We start from the raw sequence: 17271 nt of genomic DNA, 5'->3' as shown, positions 1-17271 counted from the left end.
ATTTGGGCCCCGCAAAATTTTTCCCCCGCCCACGGCGGGGGGGCCCCCGGGCCCACGCGGGGCGAAACTCCTCAGACGAGGGATCGCCCCAGCCCGTGCAACATCGCCAGGCACTCCCCGAGTTGTGCGCGCGAGATATACTCGTCCGGCTTGTGCGCCTGCGCGATCGAGCCCGGTCCGCAAACCACGACGCTCATGCCCATCTGCTGGAACAGCCCGGCTTCCGTGCCGAAGGGCACCACATCGCAGGAATTGCCGCCGGTCAGCTGGTGCACCAGGTCGCGGACCGCGTTGTCGGTCATCGGCTCGAGGCCCACGACTTCGCCGATCACGTCCGTGGAGATGTCCGCATGCGGCGAGACCGCGCGCATGGCGGGCAGAAGTTCGGTTTCGACAAAAGCGGCGATTGCCGACTTGACGAAATCCGCGTCACCCCATTCCACCGGGCGCATTTCCCAGTCGACCTCCGCCTTGCCCGGGATCACGTTATGTGCGACGCCGCCGGACAGCCGTCCGATGTTCACCGTCGTCCACGGCGGATCGAAGCGCGAGTCGCGCGGGGCGCGGCTTTTCAGGTCCTCCGCAAGCTCCAGCAGCCGCGCCACGTAGCGCACCGCGTAGGACACGGCATTGACGCCGCGATCAGGGGCCGAGCCGTGGCCTTCGAGGCCGGTGAAGCGCGTCGTGTACTCGCAGCAGCCCTTGTGCCCCTCGATGATCTGCATCGACGTCGGCTCGCCGATGATTGCCATGGCCGGCCGGATGCCTTGTCGTTGCAATTCCGGGACAAGCGCCCTCGCGCCGAGGCAGCCGACCTCCTCGTCATGGGTGAAGCAGAAGTGCAGCGGGCGTGTCAGGCGGCTTTTGGCCCAGAGCGGCGCCATCGCCAGTGTCGCGGCGATGAACCCCTTCATGTCGCAGGTTCCGCGGCCGTACAGCAGGTCGTCGCGTTCGTGGAGGGTGAACGGGTCGCACAACCAGTCCTGGTCAGTGACCGGCACCACGTCGGAATGTCCCGACAGAACCACGCCGCCGTCGCCCTCCGGCCCGAGGGTGGCCCAGAGGTTGGCCTTGGTGCCGCTGTCGTCGTGGAACACCTGGCACCGCGCGCCGAGATCCTCGAGCCGCGAGGCCATGTGCCCGATCATGGCGAGGTTGCTGTCCGAGGATACCGTCGGATAGGCAATCAGGTCGGACAGGATCGTTTCGGTGTCGGCTGTGGTGGTCATCGAATGCGCCTTGTAGTCGGGGGACATGCGAGCGGCCTGCGAGCGACACCGCCGTCCGCGCGGACGTGCCGCCAGATCCGGTCCGGTCCGCGTCTTGCTCTTCATGAAACCCCGCCGCCCCGCGATTGCAAGCGTTCCGATGCCACAATTGTGGCAGTTTGCCCGGAAGCGGCACAATTATTGGGCGCGGTGGCTCCGGATTCTGTGCGAAAATCGGGGAGACTCAGGCCCACATGCCTCCGCGCGTGCTGTTCCGGCCAGTTCGTAGAGCAGGAAATTTGCAATGATGGCGTCCCTTCATGCCGCAAATGACCTGAAATCCGTCGCTTTCCCAGCCAGATTTCCCGGATTTACTGGCAATGTGCAAAAAATCAGGGAACAGGTTGCAACGCTGGCTCGGTCGCGCTTTAGTCCTTGGTATCAAGACAGCGGAGCAAATCCGCGGACATGAAACGGGGAGCCTGTTTTGGCTGATCAAACGAACGGCGACGCTTTCGTCGCCTTTGAGCGTGTTCAGAAGAGCTATGACGGCGAGACTTTGGTCGTCAAGGATCTGAACCTGTCGATGCCCAAGGGCGAATTTCTCACCATGCTCGGGCCGTCCGGTTCCGGCAAGACCACTTGCCTGATGATGCTTGCGGGCTTCGAGACGGCAACCCATGGCGAGATCAAGCTGGACGGGATCAGTATCAACAACATCCCGCCGCACAAGCGCGGCATCGGCATGGTCTTCCAGAACTACGCGCTGTTTCCGCACATGACCGTGGCCGAGAACCTTTCGTTCCCGCTGGAGGTCCGAAAGATCGGCAAGTCCGACCGCGAGGCCAAGGTCAAGCGGGCGCTGGACATGGTGCAGATGGGCGCTTTCGGCGGCCGCCGCCCGGCGCAGCTTTCGGGTGGTCAGCAGCAGCGGATCGCTCTGGCCCGCGCACTGGTCTTCGAGCCGGAACTGGTGCTGATGGACGAGCCGCTCGGCGCGCTCGACAAACAGCTGCGCGAGCATATGCAGTTCGAGATCACGCGCCTGGCCCACGAGCTCGGGATCACCACGGTCTACGTGACGCACGACCAGACCGAAGCGCTGACCATGTCGGACCGGGTCGCCGTGTTCAACGATGGCCGCATCCAGCAGCTCGATCCGCCTGACGTCCTGTACGAGGCGCCGAAGAACAGCTTCGTCGCGCAGTTCATCGGCGAGAACAACACGCTGGACGGCACGATCACCGAGATCGCGGGCGACAGCTGCGTGGTCAAGCTCGACGACGGTCAGATGATCGACGCCATGCCGATCAACGTCAGCAAGGTCGGCGAGAAGACCCGCGTGTCGATCCGTCCGGAGCGCGTCGAATTCAACAAGGATCGTCTCAAGCCGGGGGCGCATACGCTCAAGGCCACGGTGCTCGAATTCATCTACATGGGCGACATCTTCCGCACCCGGCTGCGCGTCGCGGGGCGGGACGATTTCGTCATCAAGACCCGCAACGCACCGGACCAGATCCGGCACGAGCCGGGCAGCGAGATCGAGATCGGCTGGCTGCCACAGGATTGCCGTGCGCTCGATGCGAGCTAAGGTTTACTGAGCATTGCAGCGGGCCGCTCGGGGATGACCGGCCTGCTGGCAAGTCGAGGGGTTGACCGTTGGAACCCGTAACGCCGACCCCCCAGAACGAAACGGGTAGTTTACCAGGGAGCAAGACATGAAACTCACCAAGACCCTCATGACCACCACGGTCCTGACCGTCGCGGCCGCCGGCGCATACGCCGAAAGCCATGGCAACATGGCCAACAGCATGACGCTGGTCAGCTGGGGTGGTGCCTACCAGGCGTCGCAGCAGAAGGCCTATGTCGAGCCGTATCTCGCCATGCATCCGGAAGTCTCCGCGTCGTGGGACGAGAGCTCGAACGAAGCGGTGGCCAAGCTGCGCGCGATGAACGAAGCCGGCAACATCACCTGGGATCTCGTCGACGTGGTGGCCTCCGACGCCATCCGCCTGTGCGACGAAGGCCTGGCGATGGAAATCGACCCGGAAACCGATCTCGCGGCGGCGCCCGATGGCACCTCCGCCGAGGATGACTTCGGCGACCTTCTGGTCTCCGACTGCTTCATTCCGCAGATCGTTTACTCGACCACTTTCGGCTATCGCACCGACATGGTGGGCGACACGCCGCCGACCGACGTCTGCGCCGTGTTCGACCTTGAGACCTATCCGGGCAAGCGCGCTCTGGAGAAGCGTCCGATCAACAACATGGAATGGGCCCTGCTCTGTGACGGCGTCGCCAAGGACGAGGTTTACGACGTGCTGGAGACCGAAGAAGGCCAGGAGCAGGCGCTTGCCAAGCTCGATACCATCAAGGACAGCGTGATCTGGTGGTCCGCCGGTGCCGACACGCCGCAGCTGCTCGCCGACGGCGAAGTGGTCATGGGGTCCACCTACAACGGCCGCCTGTTCTCGGTGATCGAGGAGCAGAAGCAGCCGGTCGCCATGCTGTGGGACGCCCAGGTGTTCGACCTTGACGGCTGGATCATCCCTGCCGGTCTGCCGGAGGATCGTCTGGCCCGTGTGAAGGACTTCCTGAAGTTCGCCACCGACACCCAGCGCCTCGCCGATCAGGCGAAGTACATCTCCTACGGCCCGGCGCGTCAGTCCTCCGCACCGCTGGTCGGCAAGCACGCCGAACTCGGCATCGAGATGGCGCCGCACATGCCGACCGATCCGGAGAACGCCAAGAACACGTTCCTCTACAACTACGAGTTCTGGGCTGACTACCGCGACGACATCGACGCGAAGTTCCAGGCGTGGCTGGCACAATAAGCCGCTGACGCAGTCAGGGTGAGGCGGGGACGAACCCCGCCCGCCGCAAGACAGGAGGCATGGCGGGGCCGGACCCCGCCCTGCCCGCCAACGACAGGGGAAATGGGACATGCCCAAAGGCTATATCATCGGCCATATCACGGTGAACGATCCCGAGGCTTACAAGGAATACATCGAGCGCGACACGCCGATCCTGGAAAGCTACGGTGCCAGGTTCATCGTCCGGGGCGGGCAGTCCGAAACGCCCGAGGGCGAGACGCAGAACCGCCACGTCGTCATTGAATTTCCCGATTTTGAAACGGCGCGCCGCGCGTACAACGATCCCGCCTATCAAGAGGTTGCCGAGATCCGCCGCCGCACCGCGACAAGCACTATCATCCTGGTCGAGGGGGCCTGAGCCATGAGTGATGCATCCACCAACGGCAAGATGCTCGCCGCCGACGGAACGCCGCTGAAGCGGAGCCTTGCGCGCGCCCTGCGCCGCCAGAAGCTCCGCGCACTGATGTTGATCGCGCCGCTGCTGCTGTTCGTCCTGCTGACCTTCATCGTGCCGATCGGCGACATGCTGTGGCGGTCGGTCGAGAACCAGATCGTCTCCGAGACCCTGCCGCGCACCACCGAAGCGCTGAAGGATTACGACGGGTCCGACGGGTCGCTGCCGTCGGAGAAGGTCTTCGAGGCGGCTTATTACGATATCTTCATCGCCGCGGAGAACAAGTTGCACACGCGCCTCGGATCGCGTCTGAACTACGAGATGACCGGCGCGTCCTCGATGTTCCGCAAGTCCGGACGGGGGTTGGAGGATCTGGGCGAGCTGTATCAGGACCAGTTCACCGATCTGGACAAGGACTGGGACAAAGGCGAGCCCTGGGCCGAGTTGATGGGCGATCCGGCATGGCTCGAAGAGCAGCGCGCCTGGCAGAAGGGCGCGGACCAGCCGCCGTTCCAGGTCTCCGGGGAAATCGAGGCCCTGCTGCCGCGCACCGCCGAGCAATACACCGTCTTCGCCCGGTTCACCCAAACCGAGGATGACAAGAGCCCGCTGCGCGAGGAGCCGTGGAGCGCCGTGTACACCGCGCTGTACCAGGACCTCGCGGAGGCGGATGTCTCCGGCTACACCGGCCCGCGCGCAGACATGCTCAAGGCCGCCGACGCGCTGGTGGCGTCCCCGGACTTCGAGACCATGAGTTTCCAGGAGACGTTCGAGGAGACCGACAAGGACTGGGGCAACGCGGAAATCTGGCGCACCATCCAGATATTCTCGCCGAAGTTGACGTCCGGCTATTACCTCAACGCCGTCGATATGCAGAACACGCCGGACGGTGTCGGCCTGCGGGATGAGAGCCAACGGATCTACGGGCTGCTGTTCAAGCGGACGATGTTCATGAGCCTGGTCATCACCTTCTCGTGCATACTGCTGGCCTATCCGATTGCCTACCTGCTCTCTAACCTGCCTGCGCGTACGGCGAACCTGCTGATGATCCTCGTGCTGCTGCCGTTCTGGACCTCGCTCCTCGTGCGGACCTCCGCCTGGAAGGTGATGCTGCAACAGCAGGGGGTGATCAACGACGTGCTCGTCTGGCTCGGCCTCGTGGATGATGCCAACCGCCTGATCATGATGAACAACCAGTTCGGCACCATCGTCGCCATGACGCACATCCTGCTGCCGTTCATGATCCTGCCGATGTATTCGGTGATGAGCACCATTCCACCGACCTACGTGCGCGCCGCCAAATCTCTGGGCGCGACCAACTGGACAACCTTCTGGCGGGTCTACTTCCCGCAGTCGGTGCCCGGCATCGGCGCGGGGTCGATCCTCGTGTTCATCCTGGCCATCGGCTACTACATCACGCCGGCCATCGTCGGCGGTACCACCGGGACGTTCATTTCCAACCGGATCGCCTACCACATCTCGTCGAGCCTCAACTGGGGTCTGGCGGCGGCGCTGGGGGCCATCCTGCTGGTGGTGGTTCTTGCCCTCTACTGGGCCTACGACAAGATCGTCGGCATCGACAACGTCAAGCTGGGGGGCTGAGACATGGCCGTTGAAACCGTAGCAGTCAAGAAACCGATCGCTTTCGCCGCCCCCGTGGTCGGCGCCTTCGGAGCCTTCTTCGGCATGTTCGTCGGGGCCTCCAGCGGCTCGACCCTTCTGGGAATGCTGGCAGGCTTCGTGCTGATGGCGGCGGTGGCCTTCGTGCTGCTCGAAGTCCTGTCGCCCTCGCTGGAGAAAACTGCGAAGGCGGGACTGGTCGCCCTCATGCTGATCGCCGGATTGGTCTTTGGCGGGTTGCCGGGGCTGGTCCTGGGCGCGCTGTTCGGCTGGTTCTTCGGCTGGCTGACGTACTGGGTCGGCATGGGCCGTTACCGTGTGCCGCTGCCGCCCTATCTGACCGCGGGCCAGGTGCTCTGGCACTATACCTTCCGGGTAATCTGCGGGGCGATCTTCGTCTTCCTCATCACGCCCATCCTCGTGGTGATCCCGCTCAGCTTCAATGCCGAGAACTTCTTCACCTTCACGCCGGAGATGCTGCGCTTCGATCCGGCGGGCTACAGCCTCAAGCATTACCGCGACTTCTTCCAGTCCAGCGAGTGGCAGCACGCGATGTGGAACTCGCTCAAGATCGCGCCCATGGCGACGTTCCTTTCGGTCAGTTTTGGCACGCTCGCGGCCATCGGTCTGTCGTCCGAACACGTGCCTTTCCGCCGCGCGATCATGGCGATCTTGATCTCGCCGATGATCGTGCCGCTGATCATCTCCGCCGCGGGCATGTATTTCTTCTACTCGCGGGTCGGCCTGCAGGGGACATACTTCGGGGTGGTGCTGGCGCATGCGGCTCTGGGCATTCCGTTCGTGATCATCACGGTGACGGCAACGCTCGTGGGCTTCGACCGCTCGCTGACCCGGGCGGCGGCGAACATGGGGGCGGACCCGGTCACGACGTTTTTCCGCGTGCAGATGCCGCTGATCCTGCCCGGCGTGATTTCCGGCGGCCTGTTTGCCTTCATCACCTCCTTCGACGAGGTCGTGGTCGTCATCTTCGTCGGCTCGGCCAATCAGCAGACGCTGCCCTGGCAGATGTTCATCGGCCTGCGTGAGCAGATCAGCCCGACGATTCTCGCCGTGGCGACGATCCTTGTGGGAATTTCCATCGCGCTTCTCACCACGCTGGAACTGCTGCGTCGCCGGTCCGAGCGGTTGCGCGGGATGAGCCCGGGTTAAGACGGCGATTTAGGAAAATGCTCCGCGAATTGCTGGTAGTTCGCGGGGCGGCTTAGGTAATTCTTAAAGCGGATGAGCGAGATTTCCCGGGAACATTCTTCGGGGGGTCTCATGACCGAACTCAATCCAGACTTCGCCGCCGAGGCGGCCCGTTCCACCAGCACCGGCGAAGTCTCCTTTGCCGTGGGCGAGACGTTCTATTCCCGCACGGACAAGCGCGGCGTCATCCTCTCGGGCAACTCGGTCTTCCAGCGGCTGGCCGGTTACGACTGGTCCGAGTTGATCGGGGCGCCGCACAAGATCATCCGCCATCCGGACATGCCGCGCGGTGTGTTTCACCTGATGTGGGAACGGATCAAGGAAGAGAAGGTCACCGGCTGCTATGTCAAGAACCGGGCAAAGGACGGGCGCTATTACTGGGTGTTCGCGCTGGTTTCGCCGACGGACAGCGGTTATCTCTCGACACGGATCAAACCTGTCAGCGGCCTGCTGCCCTCCGTCCAGACGATCTATACCGAGGCGCTGCGCCGCGAGAAGGAGGACGGGCTGAGCCCCGCCGACAGCGCGGAAAATATCGTCAAGCTGCTGCAGAAGGCGGGTTACGCCAACTACAACGCCTTCCAGTCCATGGCGCTCGCCAGCGAGTTCCGGGAGCGTGAAGCGCAATTGAACAAGCCGATGGACACGATCCAGCTGAAATACCTGGAAATGTCGAAGGCGATTTCGGAGGTTGCGGAAGAGACCACCGGCATGACGGAGGCATTCCAGGCGATCCGCACGGTGCCGATGAACATGAGCATCATTGCCTCCCGCCTGGAAAACGCCGGCGGTCCGATCAGTGCGATCTCGGTCAACTACAGCCAGATGCTCGAGGAAATGTCGAACTGGGTGAACACGTTCGTCGATGGTGACAAATGCGTGTTCTCGCGGATGCGCTCGGCCATCCTCGAGGGGCAGTTCCTCAGCTTTGCACGGGCGCTGCAATGCGAGATGCGGGCGCTGTTCGAAAAAGAGGAGGTGCACTATCCCGACACCGTCAGTATCGCGGATGAGCGTGCGCGCCTGCAGAAACGCGAGGAGGTCTTGCTCGGTCGTACGGTCGAGTCGCTGCACAACGTCGAGGTGGAAGCGCGCCGCTTTGCCCGCAGCGTTCTGGACATGAAACGGTACGTGACCGGCCTCAGCTCCACCCGGATGATGTGCAAGATCGAGAGTGCCTCGCTGGCCCAGTCCGGGACGGAACTGGCGGGCATCGTGGACCAGCTCGACGCCGGGCAAAACGAGATCGAGAAGCGGCTTGCGCGGATCGTGGAGCTCAATGCGATCATTCAGGGCAGCACGGCGATGCTGCGCTCGCTGTTCTGACGACCGCCTCCAGCAGACAATGAAAAAGGCACCGGATCACTCCGGTGCCTTTTGCCGTTTCGCGAAGGCGCGGCGATCAGCTGCGGACCAGCTTCTCGTAGGCCTCGGAAATCTCGCGGGTCAGCGCACCCACCTCGAAGGTGTAATCGCCGATCTGGCCGACCGGGGTGACCTCGGCAGCGGTGCCGGTAAGCCAGCACTGCTCGAACCCTTCCAACTCCTCGGGCATGATGTGCCGCTCGTGCACGGTGATGCCGCGGTCCTTCAGCATACCGATGACGGTCTGACGGGTCAGGCCGTTGAGGAAGCAATCCGGGTCCGGCGTGTGCACTTCGCCATTCTTGACGAAGAAGATGTTCGCGCCGGTCGCTTCGGCGACGTAGCCGCGATAGTCCATGAACAGGGCATCCGAACAGCCCTTCGCCTCGGCGGCGTGCTTGGACGTGGTGCAGATCATGTAGAGACCAGCAGCCTTGGCACGGACGGGGATGGTCTCGGGCGAGGGGCGCTTCCACTTCGAGATGTCGAGCTTGGCTCCCTTCATCTTGGCATCGCCGTAGTAGTTGCCCCAGGACCAGGCCGCGATCGCCAGGCGAACGGGGTTGCGGGCGGAGGAGACACCCATGTCCGGGCCGGCGCCGCGCCAGGCCACCGCCCGCACGTAGGCGTCGGTCAGGCCGTTGGCTTCGAGCACCGCGGCCTTGGCCGTCTCGATCTCGTCGACGGAATAGGGGATCTCGAAATCGAGCTCACCGGCGGAGAAATGCAGCCGCTCCGAGTGTTTGCGCGACAGGAAAATCTTGCCGTTATAGGCCCGCTCGCCCTCGAACACGGAGCTGGCGTAGTGCAGGCCGTGCGTCAGGATGTGCACCTGGGCGTCACGCCACTCCACAAGCTGGCCATCCAGCCAGATCTTGCCATCGCGATCATCATATGCGCCAGTTGCCATTGCACCCTCCTATTGCGCCTTGCCTTTTCATATGTTGCTCAATAAATGTCCGAACCGGACATAAAATTGCGCAAAAACTGGACTTCGCTAACAGTTCCGGGTTGGAATGTCAACAAGGCTGACTTAAAATGCGCGGTGAGAGGTTTCGAGCGGGGGCGGGTATGGCAGACACACAGGGCAACCAGGCAATCGGCGGTGACATGCTGCTCTACCTGACGGACGAGCAACTGCGGCAGGGGATCGAGGCGATGTTCTTTGCCTATCGGGGGTTTACCGCCGATCCCGACCGCATCCTGGCGACACTGAGTTACGGGCGGGCGCACCACCGCGCCCTGCACTTCATCCACGGCGCTCCAGGCACGACAGTCAACAATCTGCTGTCGATTCTGGGCGTCACCAAGCAATCGCTGAACCGGGTGCTGCGCACGCTGATCGAGGACGGGCTGGTCGAGTCGCGGGTCGGGCGGCAGGACAAGCGCGAGCGGCATCTGTTCCTGACCGACGCGGGCATCGCGCTCGACACGCGGCTGTCGGATGCGCAGCGGGCGCGGATGCGGGCGGCCTACAAACAGGCGGGGCCGGAGGCGGTCTCCGGTTTTCGCAAGGTGCTCGAAGCAATGATGGACCCGGAGATGCGACGGCAGTATCACGGTCTCAGGGAGGGCCGGGGATGAGCGAAGCGGATGTCCATCTGCTGATTGTCGACGATGATGAGCGTATTCGTGGATTGTTGCAGAAGTTCCTGATCCGGAACGGATTCATGGTGAGTGCGGCGCGCGATGCGGCGCACGCCCGGCGGCTGCTGGCGGGGCTGGAGTTCGACATGATCGTGCTCGACGTGATGATGCCGGGCGAGGATGGCGTGAGCCTGACGCGGGGGATCCGCGAGGACAGCACAACGCCGATCCTGCTGCTGACGGCCAAGGCCGAAACCGAGGACCGGATCGCCGGGCTGGAGGCCGGGGCAGACGATTACCTCGCGAAGCCCTTCGAGCCGAAGGAGTTGTTGCTGCGGATCAACGCCATCCTGCGGCGGATGCCGGAGACCCCGGCTGAAGAGACCGCGCCCAAGCTGCTGACCATGGGTGATTTCCGCTATGACATCGAGCGGGGCGAGATGTGGAAGGGCGAGGACCTGGTGCGGCTGACCGCGACCGAAAGCCAGCTTATGCGCATCTTCTCGAAGATGCCGGGCGAGGCAATCAGCCGAGCGAAGCTGGTGGAGGACCTGGGCCGCGACAAGGGGCAGGCTCAGGAGCGGGCGGTCGACGTGCAGATCACCCGGCTGCGGCGCAAGCTGGAAACCGATCCCAAACAGCCGCGCTATTTGCAGACGGTGCGGGGGGCGGGGTATATGCTGGCTCCGGACTGAGAGCGGCCCTGCGGGGCTGCTTTGGGTATTTTTACCAAGAAGAAACAGGGAGCGCGCGATGGCGACGGCACTGATCACACATGCGGATTGCCTGAAACACGTCACGCCGCAGGGGCACCCGGAGCGGGTGGCGCGGCTGGAGCATGTTCTGGAGGCTTTACAGGGGCTCGATCTCGTGCGCGAGGAGGCCCCGGTCTGCACCGATGAAGACCTGCGCCTGTGTCATCCGCAGGCCTACATCGACCGTATCGGTGCGGCGGAGCCGGTCACCGGCGCGGCGCAGATCGATTCGGACACCTGGATGTCGCCGGGCTCGATGCGGGCGGCAAAGCGGGCTGCCGGCGGGGCGCTGAAGGCCGTGGACATGGTGCTGGGCGGCGCGGTTGCGAACGCTTTCGTGGCGACGCGCCCGCCGGGGCATCATGCGGAGACGGAGACTCCCATGGGCTTCTGCCTGTTCGGGAACGCGGCTCTGGCGGCAAAACATGCGCTGGAGCGGCACGGGCTGGCGCGGGTGGCAGTGCTGGATTTCGACGTACATCACGGCAACGGCACGCAGGACCTGCTCTGGGCCGAGCCCCGCAGCCTGTTCATCGGCTCGCACCAGATGCCGCTTTGGCCGGGCAGCGGCGATGCGACGGAGCGCGGGGCGCATGACAATGTGCTGAATCTGCCGCTGGCGCCGAACTCGGGCGGCGAGGCGATGCGCAGGGCGTGGACGCCCGCGCTGAAGCGGTTGCGGGAGTTTGCCCCGGAGCTGATCGTCATCTCGGCGGGCTTCGATGCGCATCAGGACGATCCGCTGGCGCAGCTGAACTGGGGCGTCGAGGATTTCCGCTGGATCACCGGGGAAATCTGCACGATCGCTGCGGAAGTCTGCAAGGGTCGAGTGGTATCCGTGCTGGAAGGCGGCTACGATCTGGCGGCGCTGGCGGCTTCGGCCCGGGCGCATGTGGACGTGCTGATGGAGGCAGGGCAATGAACGACAAGCCGGTCACGGAGATGACCTTCGAAGAGGCGATGGCGGAACTGGAACAGGTGGTCGGCCAGCTGGAACGCGGCGACGTGGCGCTGGATGCGTCGATCAAGCTCTACGAGCGTGGCGCGGAGTTGCGCAAGCGCTGCGATGCCAAGCTGAAGGAAGCCGAAGAGAAGGTCGCGGCCATTACTTTGGACGCGGATGGCAATCCGGCCGGTCTCAAGGCGGTGGATGGATTGTGAACCAGACGGTTGCGACAAAGGTGGATTTCCCGGCGGCCCTGAAGGCGGATGCGGTGCGGATCATGCGCCGGGCGAGTTTTCTGAAGGTGGCCAAGCGGCCGCTGACCGATGCGATGCATTACGCGCTCGAAGGGGGCAAGATGCTGCGCGGCTTTCTCGTGATGGAGAGCGCACGGCTGCACGGCGTGCCGGAGGCCGCGGCCTTGCAGGCGGCGCTGGCGGTGGAGTGCCTGCACGCCTACAGCCTCGTGCACGACGATCTGCCTTGCATGGATGACGACGCCATGCGGCGCGGGCGGCCGACGGTGCACAAGACGTGGGACGAGGCGGTGGCGGTGCTGGCGGGCGATGCCTTGCAGACGCTGGCGTTCAGGCTGCTGGCCTCCCCGGAGATTGCCGAACTGGACGCGCCGGTGAAATACGCCGCCTGCTGCAACCTCGTCGAGAGCCTTGGCAAGGCGGCGGGCAAGGAGGGCATGGTGCTTGGCCAGATGCTCGACATGGATGCGGAGCAGGTCGAGGAGCCGCTTTCGCTCAAGCAGATCGAGCGGCTGCAATCGCTGAAGACCGGGGCGCTGCTGCGCTGGTCCTGCACGGCAGGCGCGGTGCTGGCCGGGGCCGACACCGGACCGTTGCATCGCTACGGCGACAAGCTGGGGCTGGCGTTCCAGATCTGGGACGATGTGCTCGACGTCGAAGGGGACGCGGCGGAGGTGGGCAAGGCGGTCGGCAAGGATGCGGGGCGCGGCAAGGCGACCTTTGTCAGCCATCTGGGATTGGACGGGGCGAAACGCCGCGCATCGGATCTGGTGACGGAGGCCTGCGGGGCCCTATCTGTTTACGGTGACAAGGCCGATTGCTTGCGGCAGGCCGCCCGCTTCGTTATCTCGCGCCGAAACTGAAAGACCGGAAGGCCACCGCATGTCCGACAAACCCGCAACCCCGCTGCTCGACCGCGTCACGCTGCCGTCCGACCTGAAGCAATTCAGCGACGCGGAACTGGTGCGTCTGGCGGGCGAGGTGCGGGCAGAGACGATTCACGCGGTCAGCCAGACCGGCGGGCATCTTGGGGCGGGTCTGGGCGTGGTGGAGCTGACCGTGGCGCTGCACGCGGTGTTTGACGCGCCCCGGGACAAGATCGTCTGGGACGTCTCGCACCAATGTTACCCGCACAAGATCCTGACGGGACGGCGGGACCGGATGAACACGCTGCGGCAGGAAGGCGGGCTTTCGGGCTTCACCAAACGGTCGGAGTCGCCGTTCGATCCCTTCGGTGCGGCGCATTCCAGCACCTCCATCAGCGCGGCGCTTGGCTTTGCGGTGGCCCGCGATCTGGGCGGCAGCTGCGACACCGGCCATGGCGATGCGATTGCGGTGATCGGCGATGGTTCGATCAGCGCAGGCATGGCCTATGAGGCGCTGAACAACGCCGGGCATCTGAAGAAGCGGCTGATCGTCATTCTGAACGACAACGAGATGAGTATCGCCCCGCCGACGGGGGCGATGTCCTCCTACCTCAGCCGGCTTTATGCCGAAGCACCGTTTCAGGACCTGAAAGCCGCCGCCAAGGGGGCAGTCAGCTTCCTGCCGGAGCCATTCCGGGAAGGGGCGAAGCGGGCGAAGGACATGCTCAAGGGCATGACCGTGGGCGGCACGCTTTTCGAGCAACTGGGATTCAGCTACCTCGGGCCGATCGACGGGCATGACATGGAGCAGCTTCTGCCGGTGCTCCGCACGGTGCGGCAACGGGCGACCGGGCCGATCCTGATCCATGTGCTGACCAAGAAGGGCAAAGGCTACCGTCCCGCCGAGCACGCCGCCGACAAGGGCCACGCCCGGGGCAAGTTCGACGTGCTGACCGGGGAGCAGAAGAAAGCGCCCTCGAACGCGCCGTCTTATACGAAGGTGTTTGCCGAGGCTTTGCTTCAGGAAGCGGCGCACGATCCGCAGATCTGCGCTGTGACGGCGGCGATGCCCGATGGTACCGGGCTGGACCTCTTTGCCGAACGCTACCCGAGCCGCTGTTTCGATGTCGGTATCGCTGAACAGCATGGCGTGACCTTCTGCGCGGGGCTGGCCGCAGGCGGCATGAAGCCTTTCTGCGCCATGTATTCGACCTTCCTCCAGCGGGGTTATGATCAGGTGGTGCATGACGTGGCGATCCAGCGACTGCCGGTGCGCTTCGCCATCGACCGGGCGGGGCTTGTGGGCGCGGACGGAGCGACCCATGCGGGTTCTTTTGACGTGGCCTATCTCGCCAACCTGCCGGGGTTCGTTGTCATGGCCGCCGCAGACGAGGCGGAGCTCAAGCACATGGTGGCGACAGCCGCGGCGCACAATGACGGCCCGATTGCCTTCCGCTACCCGCGCGGCGAGGGCGAGGGCGTGACCATGCCGGAGCGCGGCGAAGTGCTGGAAATCGGCAAGGGCCGGATGATCCAGAAGGGCAAGGGTGTGGCGATCCTGTCCTTCGGAACGCGGCTGGGCGAGGTGATGAAGGCCTCTGAAGCGCTGCGGGCCCGGGGGATCACCCCGACCGTGGCGGATGCGCGCTTTGCCAAGCCGCTGGACCGGGACCTGATCCTGCGGCTGGCGGCGGAGCATGACGCGCTCATCACCATCGAGGAGGGCGCGGTCGGCGGTTTCGGCAGCCATGTGGCGCAGCTTCTGGCGGAAGAAGGCGTCTTTGATCGTGGGCTGAAATATCGCTCCATGGTGCTGCCCGACATCTTCATCGACCAGGCAAGCCCGGCAGCGATGTATGATGTCGCGGCGATGAACGCGGAGCATATCGAGGCGAAAGTGCTGGACGTCTTGGGCGTGGCCAGCCTCGACAAACGGGCCTGAACCCCACCGGCGCTGATTGGCGGGACGATCCTCGGGGTCTTCCCGGCAATTTCAATGACCGGCCTGTGTCACCGGGACAATCGCACGTGCCGTGTCAGGAGCCGAAGAAACCGCTGAGTCCCGCGCCGAGTCCGCTGCCGAGCAGCCCGCCCCACAGCGCGAGCAGGATCGCGTACAGGGCGATGCCCTGCACGTAGCCCGCGACGACATAAGCTCCGTCGCGGGTCATCATGCCGAACATGATCATGGCAATCGCCCCCGCGCCAAAGCTGGTGACGAAGGGCAGGATTTCCAGCGCGGGCCAGCTGATGGCGATGGCGATGGTGGCACCATAGGCAACCCACTTCATCGGGCGGCGGGTGAGAAAACACAGGCGTCCGTGGCTGTGACGATCCATCCAGGCCGCCGGCTTGCGCAGCCAGTTCACGCCTTTCTGCAGCTTTGTAGCACCGATGCTGCGCCGGGTGAGAAACCCTGGCAACCACAGATGCGTGCGCCCGAACAGCGCCTGGAGCGCGATGATCACCATGATCAGCCCGGCCAGCGTCGGCACGGTCGGAATGCCCGAAACGGGCGAGACCAGCAGCACCGCGGGCGCCAGGATGATCGCGGGAAAGGAACGGGTGCCGATGCGTTCGAGCATGGTCTGAACGGACACCGAGGCCTCGCCGTCGCGCGGCTCGACGCGGTCGAGAATGTCGCACAGGCTGACCGGGTCGCTGTCTGTGCCGGTGCCGCCGGGGGCCGACTTCAGGGTATCAGAGTTGCTCATCCAGCAGGGCTTTCAGTCCGCTTCTGTAATCCGGGTAGATCAACGCGACGCCCAGCTCATGCTTGATGCGGGCGTTGGAGACGCGCTTGCTTTCGGAATAGAAACTGCGGGCCATGGGGGAAAGTTCCGCCTGCTCGAATGGGATTTCCGGCGGGATCGGAAGGCCGAGGAGTTCCGCAGCGTAAGCGATGACGTCCTGCGGCGGCGCCGGATCATCGTCGCAGAGGTTGTAGGCGGCACCGGGATTCGGGGCCTTGATGGAGGCTTCGAGCACCTGCGCGATGTCCGCGACGTGAATGCGGCTGAACACCTGTCCCGGCTTCACGATGCGCCGGGCGGTGCCGCTGCGGACCTTCTCGAACGGGCCGCGCCCGGGACCGTATATCCCGGCGAGGCGGAAGACATGCAGCGGTAGATGCGGGATGGCGCCCCAGGCGGCCTCGGCCTTGACCCGGGCTTCGCCGCGCCGGGTTGTCGGCATGAGCGGCGTGGTTTCGTCGATCCAGGCGCCGTGATGGTCGCCGTAGACGCCGGTGGTCGACAGGTAGCCGGCCCAATGCAGCGCCTCCGCCCGCGCCTCCAGCGCCGGGCCGAGCAGGCGGATCGACGGATCGCCCTGCTCGTCCGGTGCGGCGGAAACCAGCAGGTGGGTCGCCGTGTCGAGGGCTTCGGAGACGGCGACGCGTTCCCAGGGCAGGGGTGTGACCCCATCCGCGCGCAGGGTCTCGGCGCGGTCCGGCGAGCGGGTCGTGCCGAGAACGGTCCAGCCCTGCGGCACCAGCCGCCGGGCGAGGGCATGCGCGGCATAGCCGTGCCCGAGGGAGAGAAGCGTGCCTGTCATACCTGCCAAGGTATCGCGGCGGAGGCGCGATGCAAGTCCCGGTCGCGGCAGACCCATGCGCGGGCCTTTGCCGATGGTTGACCAAGGGACTCCCAAGGTTGCATGACCTGGCGTAGAGGATTTGCGATCGTCAGTCCGGAGAACCCGAGGATGCTGCTCCGCCGCGCCCTTCTGCTTTGCCTTGTCAGCCTGCCCATGGCCTGCGCCGCCCCCAAGGAGGCTGCAACGCCTGCACCCGCGATGGCGTTTTCGCCGCCGCTTTACCCGAACGAGACGCCGGAGTTGCGGGCCTCGATCAACAAGTGGGCGGATTTCTACGAACTGCCGCGCTCGCTCGTGCATCGCCTCGCGATCCGCGAGAGCACGCATCGTCCCTGGGCCCGGAACGGTCCTTACTGGGGCCTGTTCCAGATCCTGCCGCAAACGGCGCGCGGGATGGGGTTCCAGGGATCGAACGAGGATCTCCTGGAAGCCGAGGTGAACCTCAAATACGCTCTGAAGTACCTCAAGGGCGCCTATCTCGTTTCCGAAGGCAACCCGGATGCGGCGATCATGTGGTACGCCAAGGGCTACTATTACGAGGCCAAGCGGAAGGGCCTGCTGGAAGAAACCGGGCTGCGGTGACTGACGGTGAGGATA

General features: G+C 64.5%; 17 protein-coding genes. 13 read left to right on the top strand and 4 right to left on the bottom strand.

Annotated elements, in window-relative coordinates; translation table 11 throughout:
* Nucleotides 1-71 precede the first annotated feature (71 nt).
* Complete coding sequence (gene argE / locus ACP159_RS11620) at nucleotides 72-1229, bottom strand: acetylornithine deacetylase (RefSeq protein ID WP_425100020.1); 1158 nt, start codon at nucleotides 1227-1229, stop codon at nucleotides 72-74.
* A gap of 466 nt (nucleotides 1230-1695) precedes the next feature.
* On the opposite strand from argE, the gene ACP159_RS11615 reads away from it, so the two are divergent.
* The 6 genes from ACP159_RS11615 to ACP159_RS11590 all read left to right on the top strand — a co-directional run bounded on the left by ACP159_RS11615 (nucleotide 1696) and on the right by ACP159_RS11590 (nucleotide 8630).
* Nucleotides 1696-2799, top strand: coding sequence for an ABC transporter ATP-binding protein (locus ACP159_RS11615; RefSeq protein ID WP_425099880.1), 1104 nt, complete (start codon nucleotides 1696-1698; stop codon nucleotides 2797-2799).
* A gap of 127 nt (nucleotides 2800-2926) precedes the next feature.
* A complete protein-coding gene (locus ACP159_RS11610; protein ID WP_425099879.1) occupies nucleotides 2927-4042 on the top strand; it encodes an extracellular solute-binding protein in 1116 nt (371 codons plus the stop codon).
* Nucleotides 4043-4151: 109 nt separating this feature from the next.
* Nucleotides 4152-4439, top strand: coding sequence for a DUF1330 domain-containing protein (locus ACP159_RS11605; RefSeq protein ID WP_425099878.1), 288 nt, complete (start codon nucleotides 4152-4154; stop codon nucleotides 4437-4439).
* 3 nt (nucleotides 4440-4442) lie between these two features.
* The gene (locus ACP159_RS11600; RefSeq protein WP_425099877.1) at nucleotides 4443-6077 is read left to right on the top strand and encodes an ABC transporter permease; all 1635 of its coding nucleotides are present in this window, start codon (nucleotides 4443-4445) and stop codon (nucleotides 6075-6077) included.
* 3 nt (nucleotides 6078-6080) lie between these two features.
* A complete protein-coding gene (locus tag ACP159_RS11595; protein ID WP_425099876.1) occupies nucleotides 6081-7265 on the top strand; it encodes an ABC transporter permease in 1185 nt (394 codons plus the stop codon).
* 111 nt (nucleotides 7266-7376) lie between these two features.
* Nucleotides 7377-8630, top strand: a complete 1254-nt coding sequence (locus tag ACP159_RS11590; RefSeq protein ID WP_425099875.1) for a PAS domain-containing protein — start codon at nucleotides 7377-7379, stop codon at nucleotides 8628-8630.
* Nucleotides 8631-8706: 76 nt separating this feature from the next.
* Here ACP159_RS11590 and ACP159_RS11585 read toward each other — a convergent pair whose 3' ends face one another.
* Entirely contained in the window at nucleotides 8707-9579 is an 873-nt protein-coding gene (locus tag ACP159_RS11585; RefSeq protein ID WP_425099874.1) for a branched-chain amino acid aminotransferase, read from the bottom strand.
* Nucleotides 9580-9740: 161 nt separating this feature from the next.
* Between ACP159_RS11585 and ACP159_RS11580 the strand changes: the two genes are divergently transcribed.
* The 6 genes from ACP159_RS11580 (at nucleotide 9741) to dxs (ending at nucleotide 15019) form a co-directional block, all read left to right on the top strand.
* Nucleotides 9741-10253 (top strand): MarR family winged helix-turn-helix transcriptional regulator, encoded by a 513-nt coding sequence (locus ACP159_RS11580; RefSeq protein ID WP_425099873.1) that lies wholly within the window; start codon nucleotides 9741-9743, stop codon nucleotides 10251-10253.
* Nucleotides 10250-10951: a response regulator gene (locus tag ACP159_RS11575; RefSeq protein ID WP_425099872.1), complete on the top strand. Its 702-nt coding sequence runs from the start codon at nucleotides 10250-10252 to the stop codon at nucleotides 10949-10951. The genes ACP159_RS11580 and ACP159_RS11575 overlap by 4 nt, the downstream gene beginning before the upstream one ends.
* Before the next feature lie 58 nt (nucleotides 10952-11009).
* Nucleotides 11010-11933: a histone deacetylase family protein gene (locus ACP159_RS11570; RefSeq protein ID WP_425099871.1), complete on the top strand. Its 924-nt coding sequence runs from the start codon at nucleotides 11010-11012 to the stop codon at nucleotides 11931-11933.
* A complete protein-coding gene (locus ACP159_RS11565; protein WP_425099870.1) occupies nucleotides 11930-12172 on the top strand; it encodes an exodeoxyribonuclease VII small subunit in 243 nt (80 codons plus the stop codon). Before ACP159_RS11570 ends, ACP159_RS11565 begins: the two co-directional genes overlap by 4 nt.
* A gap of 62 nt (nucleotides 12173-12234) precedes the next feature.
* On the top strand, nucleotides 12235-13074 hold the full coding sequence (locus tag ACP159_RS11560) for a polyprenyl synthetase family protein (RefSeq protein WP_425100019.1): 840 nt from the start codon (nucleotides 12235-12237) through the stop codon (nucleotides 13072-13074).
* A 19-nt stretch (nucleotides 13075-13093) separates the two neighbouring features.
* Nucleotides 13094-15019 (top strand): 1-deoxy-D-xylulose-5-phosphate synthase, encoded by a 1926-nt coding sequence (dxs, locus tag ACP159_RS11555; protein ID WP_425099869.1) that lies wholly within the window; start codon nucleotides 13094-13096, stop codon nucleotides 15017-15019.
* 94 nt (nucleotides 15020-15113) lie between these two features.
* On the opposite strand, the gene ACP159_RS11550 is transcribed toward dxs, so the two are convergent.
* Nucleotides 15114-15791: an exopolysaccharide biosynthesis protein gene (locus tag ACP159_RS11550; RefSeq protein ID WP_425099868.1), complete on the bottom strand. Its 678-nt coding sequence runs from the start codon at nucleotides 15789-15791 to the stop codon at nucleotides 15114-15116.
* Nucleotides 15778-16632, bottom strand: coding sequence for an SDR family oxidoreductase (locus ACP159_RS11545; RefSeq protein WP_425099867.1), 855 nt, complete (start codon nucleotides 16630-16632; stop codon nucleotides 15778-15780). Before ACP159_RS11545 ends, ACP159_RS11550 begins: the two co-directional genes overlap by 14 nt.
* A 102-nt stretch (nucleotides 16633-16734) precedes the next feature.
* Here ACP159_RS11545 and ACP159_RS11540 point away from each other — a divergent pair, with 102 nt between their 5' ends.
* Complete coding sequence (locus ACP159_RS11540; protein WP_425099866.1) at nucleotides 16735-17256, top strand: transglycosylase SLT domain-containing protein; 522 nt, start codon at nucleotides 16735-16737, stop codon at nucleotides 17254-17256.
* Nucleotides 17257-17271 lie beyond the last annotated feature (15 nt).

It is taken from the genome of Tropicibacter sp. S64 (assembly GCF_049803835.1).
In the GTDB taxonomy this organism is placed as follows: domain Bacteria; phylum Pseudomonadota; class Alphaproteobacteria; order Rhodobacterales; family Rhodobacteraceae; genus Pacificoceanicola.
The sequence above is the reverse complement of the archived record's forward strand: the minus strand, read 5'-3'. Positions and strand labels throughout refer to the sequence as shown.

Bases quoted from the DNA above. Each gene is read 5' to 3' on its own strand.
- argE (WP_425100020.1), bottom strand. From the start codon at position 1,229: ATGACCACCACAGCCGACACCGAAACGATCCTGTCCGACCTGATTGCC.
- ACP159_RS11610 (WP_425099879.1), top strand. From the start codon at position 2,927: ATGAAACTCACCAAGACCCTCATGACCACCACGGTCCTGACCGTCGCG.
- ACP159_RS11605 (WP_425099878.1), top strand. From the start codon at position 4,152: ATGCCCAAAGGCTATATCATCGGCCATATCACGGTGAACGATCCCGAG.
- ACP159_RS11600 (WP_425099877.1), top strand. From the start codon at position 4,443: ATGAGTGATGCATCCACCAACGGCAAGATGCTCGCCGCCGACGGAACG.
- ACP159_RS11595 (WP_425099876.1), top strand. From the start codon at position 6,081: ATGGCCGTTGAAACCGTAGCAGTCAAGAAACCGATCGCTTTCGCCGCC.
- ACP159_RS11590 (WP_425099875.1), top strand. From the start codon at position 7,377: ATGACCGAACTCAATCCAGACTTCGCCGCCGAGGCGGCCCGTTCCACC.
- ACP159_RS11585 (WP_425099874.1), bottom strand. From the start codon at position 9,579: ATGGCAACTGGCGCATATGATGATCGCGATGGCAAGATCTGGCTGGAT.
- ACP159_RS11580 (WP_425099873.1), top strand. From the start codon at position 9,741: ATGGCAGACACACAGGGCAACCAGGCAATCGGCGGTGACATGCTGCTC.
- ACP159_RS11575 (WP_425099872.1), top strand. From the start codon at position 10,250: ATGAGCGAAGCGGATGTCCATCTGCTGATTGTCGACGATGATGAGCGT.
- ACP159_RS11570 (WP_425099871.1), top strand. From the start codon at position 11,010: ATGGCGACGGCACTGATCACACATGCGGATTGCCTGAAACACGTCACG.
- ACP159_RS11565 (WP_425099870.1), top strand. From the start codon at position 11,930: ATGAACGACAAGCCGGTCACGGAGATGACCTTCGAAGAGGCGATGGCG.
- ACP159_RS11560 (WP_425100019.1), top strand. From the start codon at position 12,235: ATGCGCCGGGCGAGTTTTCTGAAGGTGGCCAAGCGGCCGCTGACCGAT.
- dxs (WP_425099869.1), top strand. From the start codon at position 13,094: ATGTCCGACAAACCCGCAACCCCGCTGCTCGACCGCGTCACGCTGCCG.
- ACP159_RS11550 (WP_425099868.1), bottom strand. From the start codon at position 15,791: ATGAGCAACTCTGATACCCTGAAGTCGGCCCCCGGCGGCACCGGCACA.
- ACP159_RS11545 (WP_425099867.1), bottom strand. From the start codon at position 16,632: ATGACAGGCACGCTTCTCTCCCTCGGGCACGGCTATGCCGCGCATGCC.
- ACP159_RS11540 (WP_425099866.1), top strand. From the start codon at position 16,735: ATGACCTGGCGTAGAGGATTTGCGATCGTCAGTCCGGAGAACCCGAGG.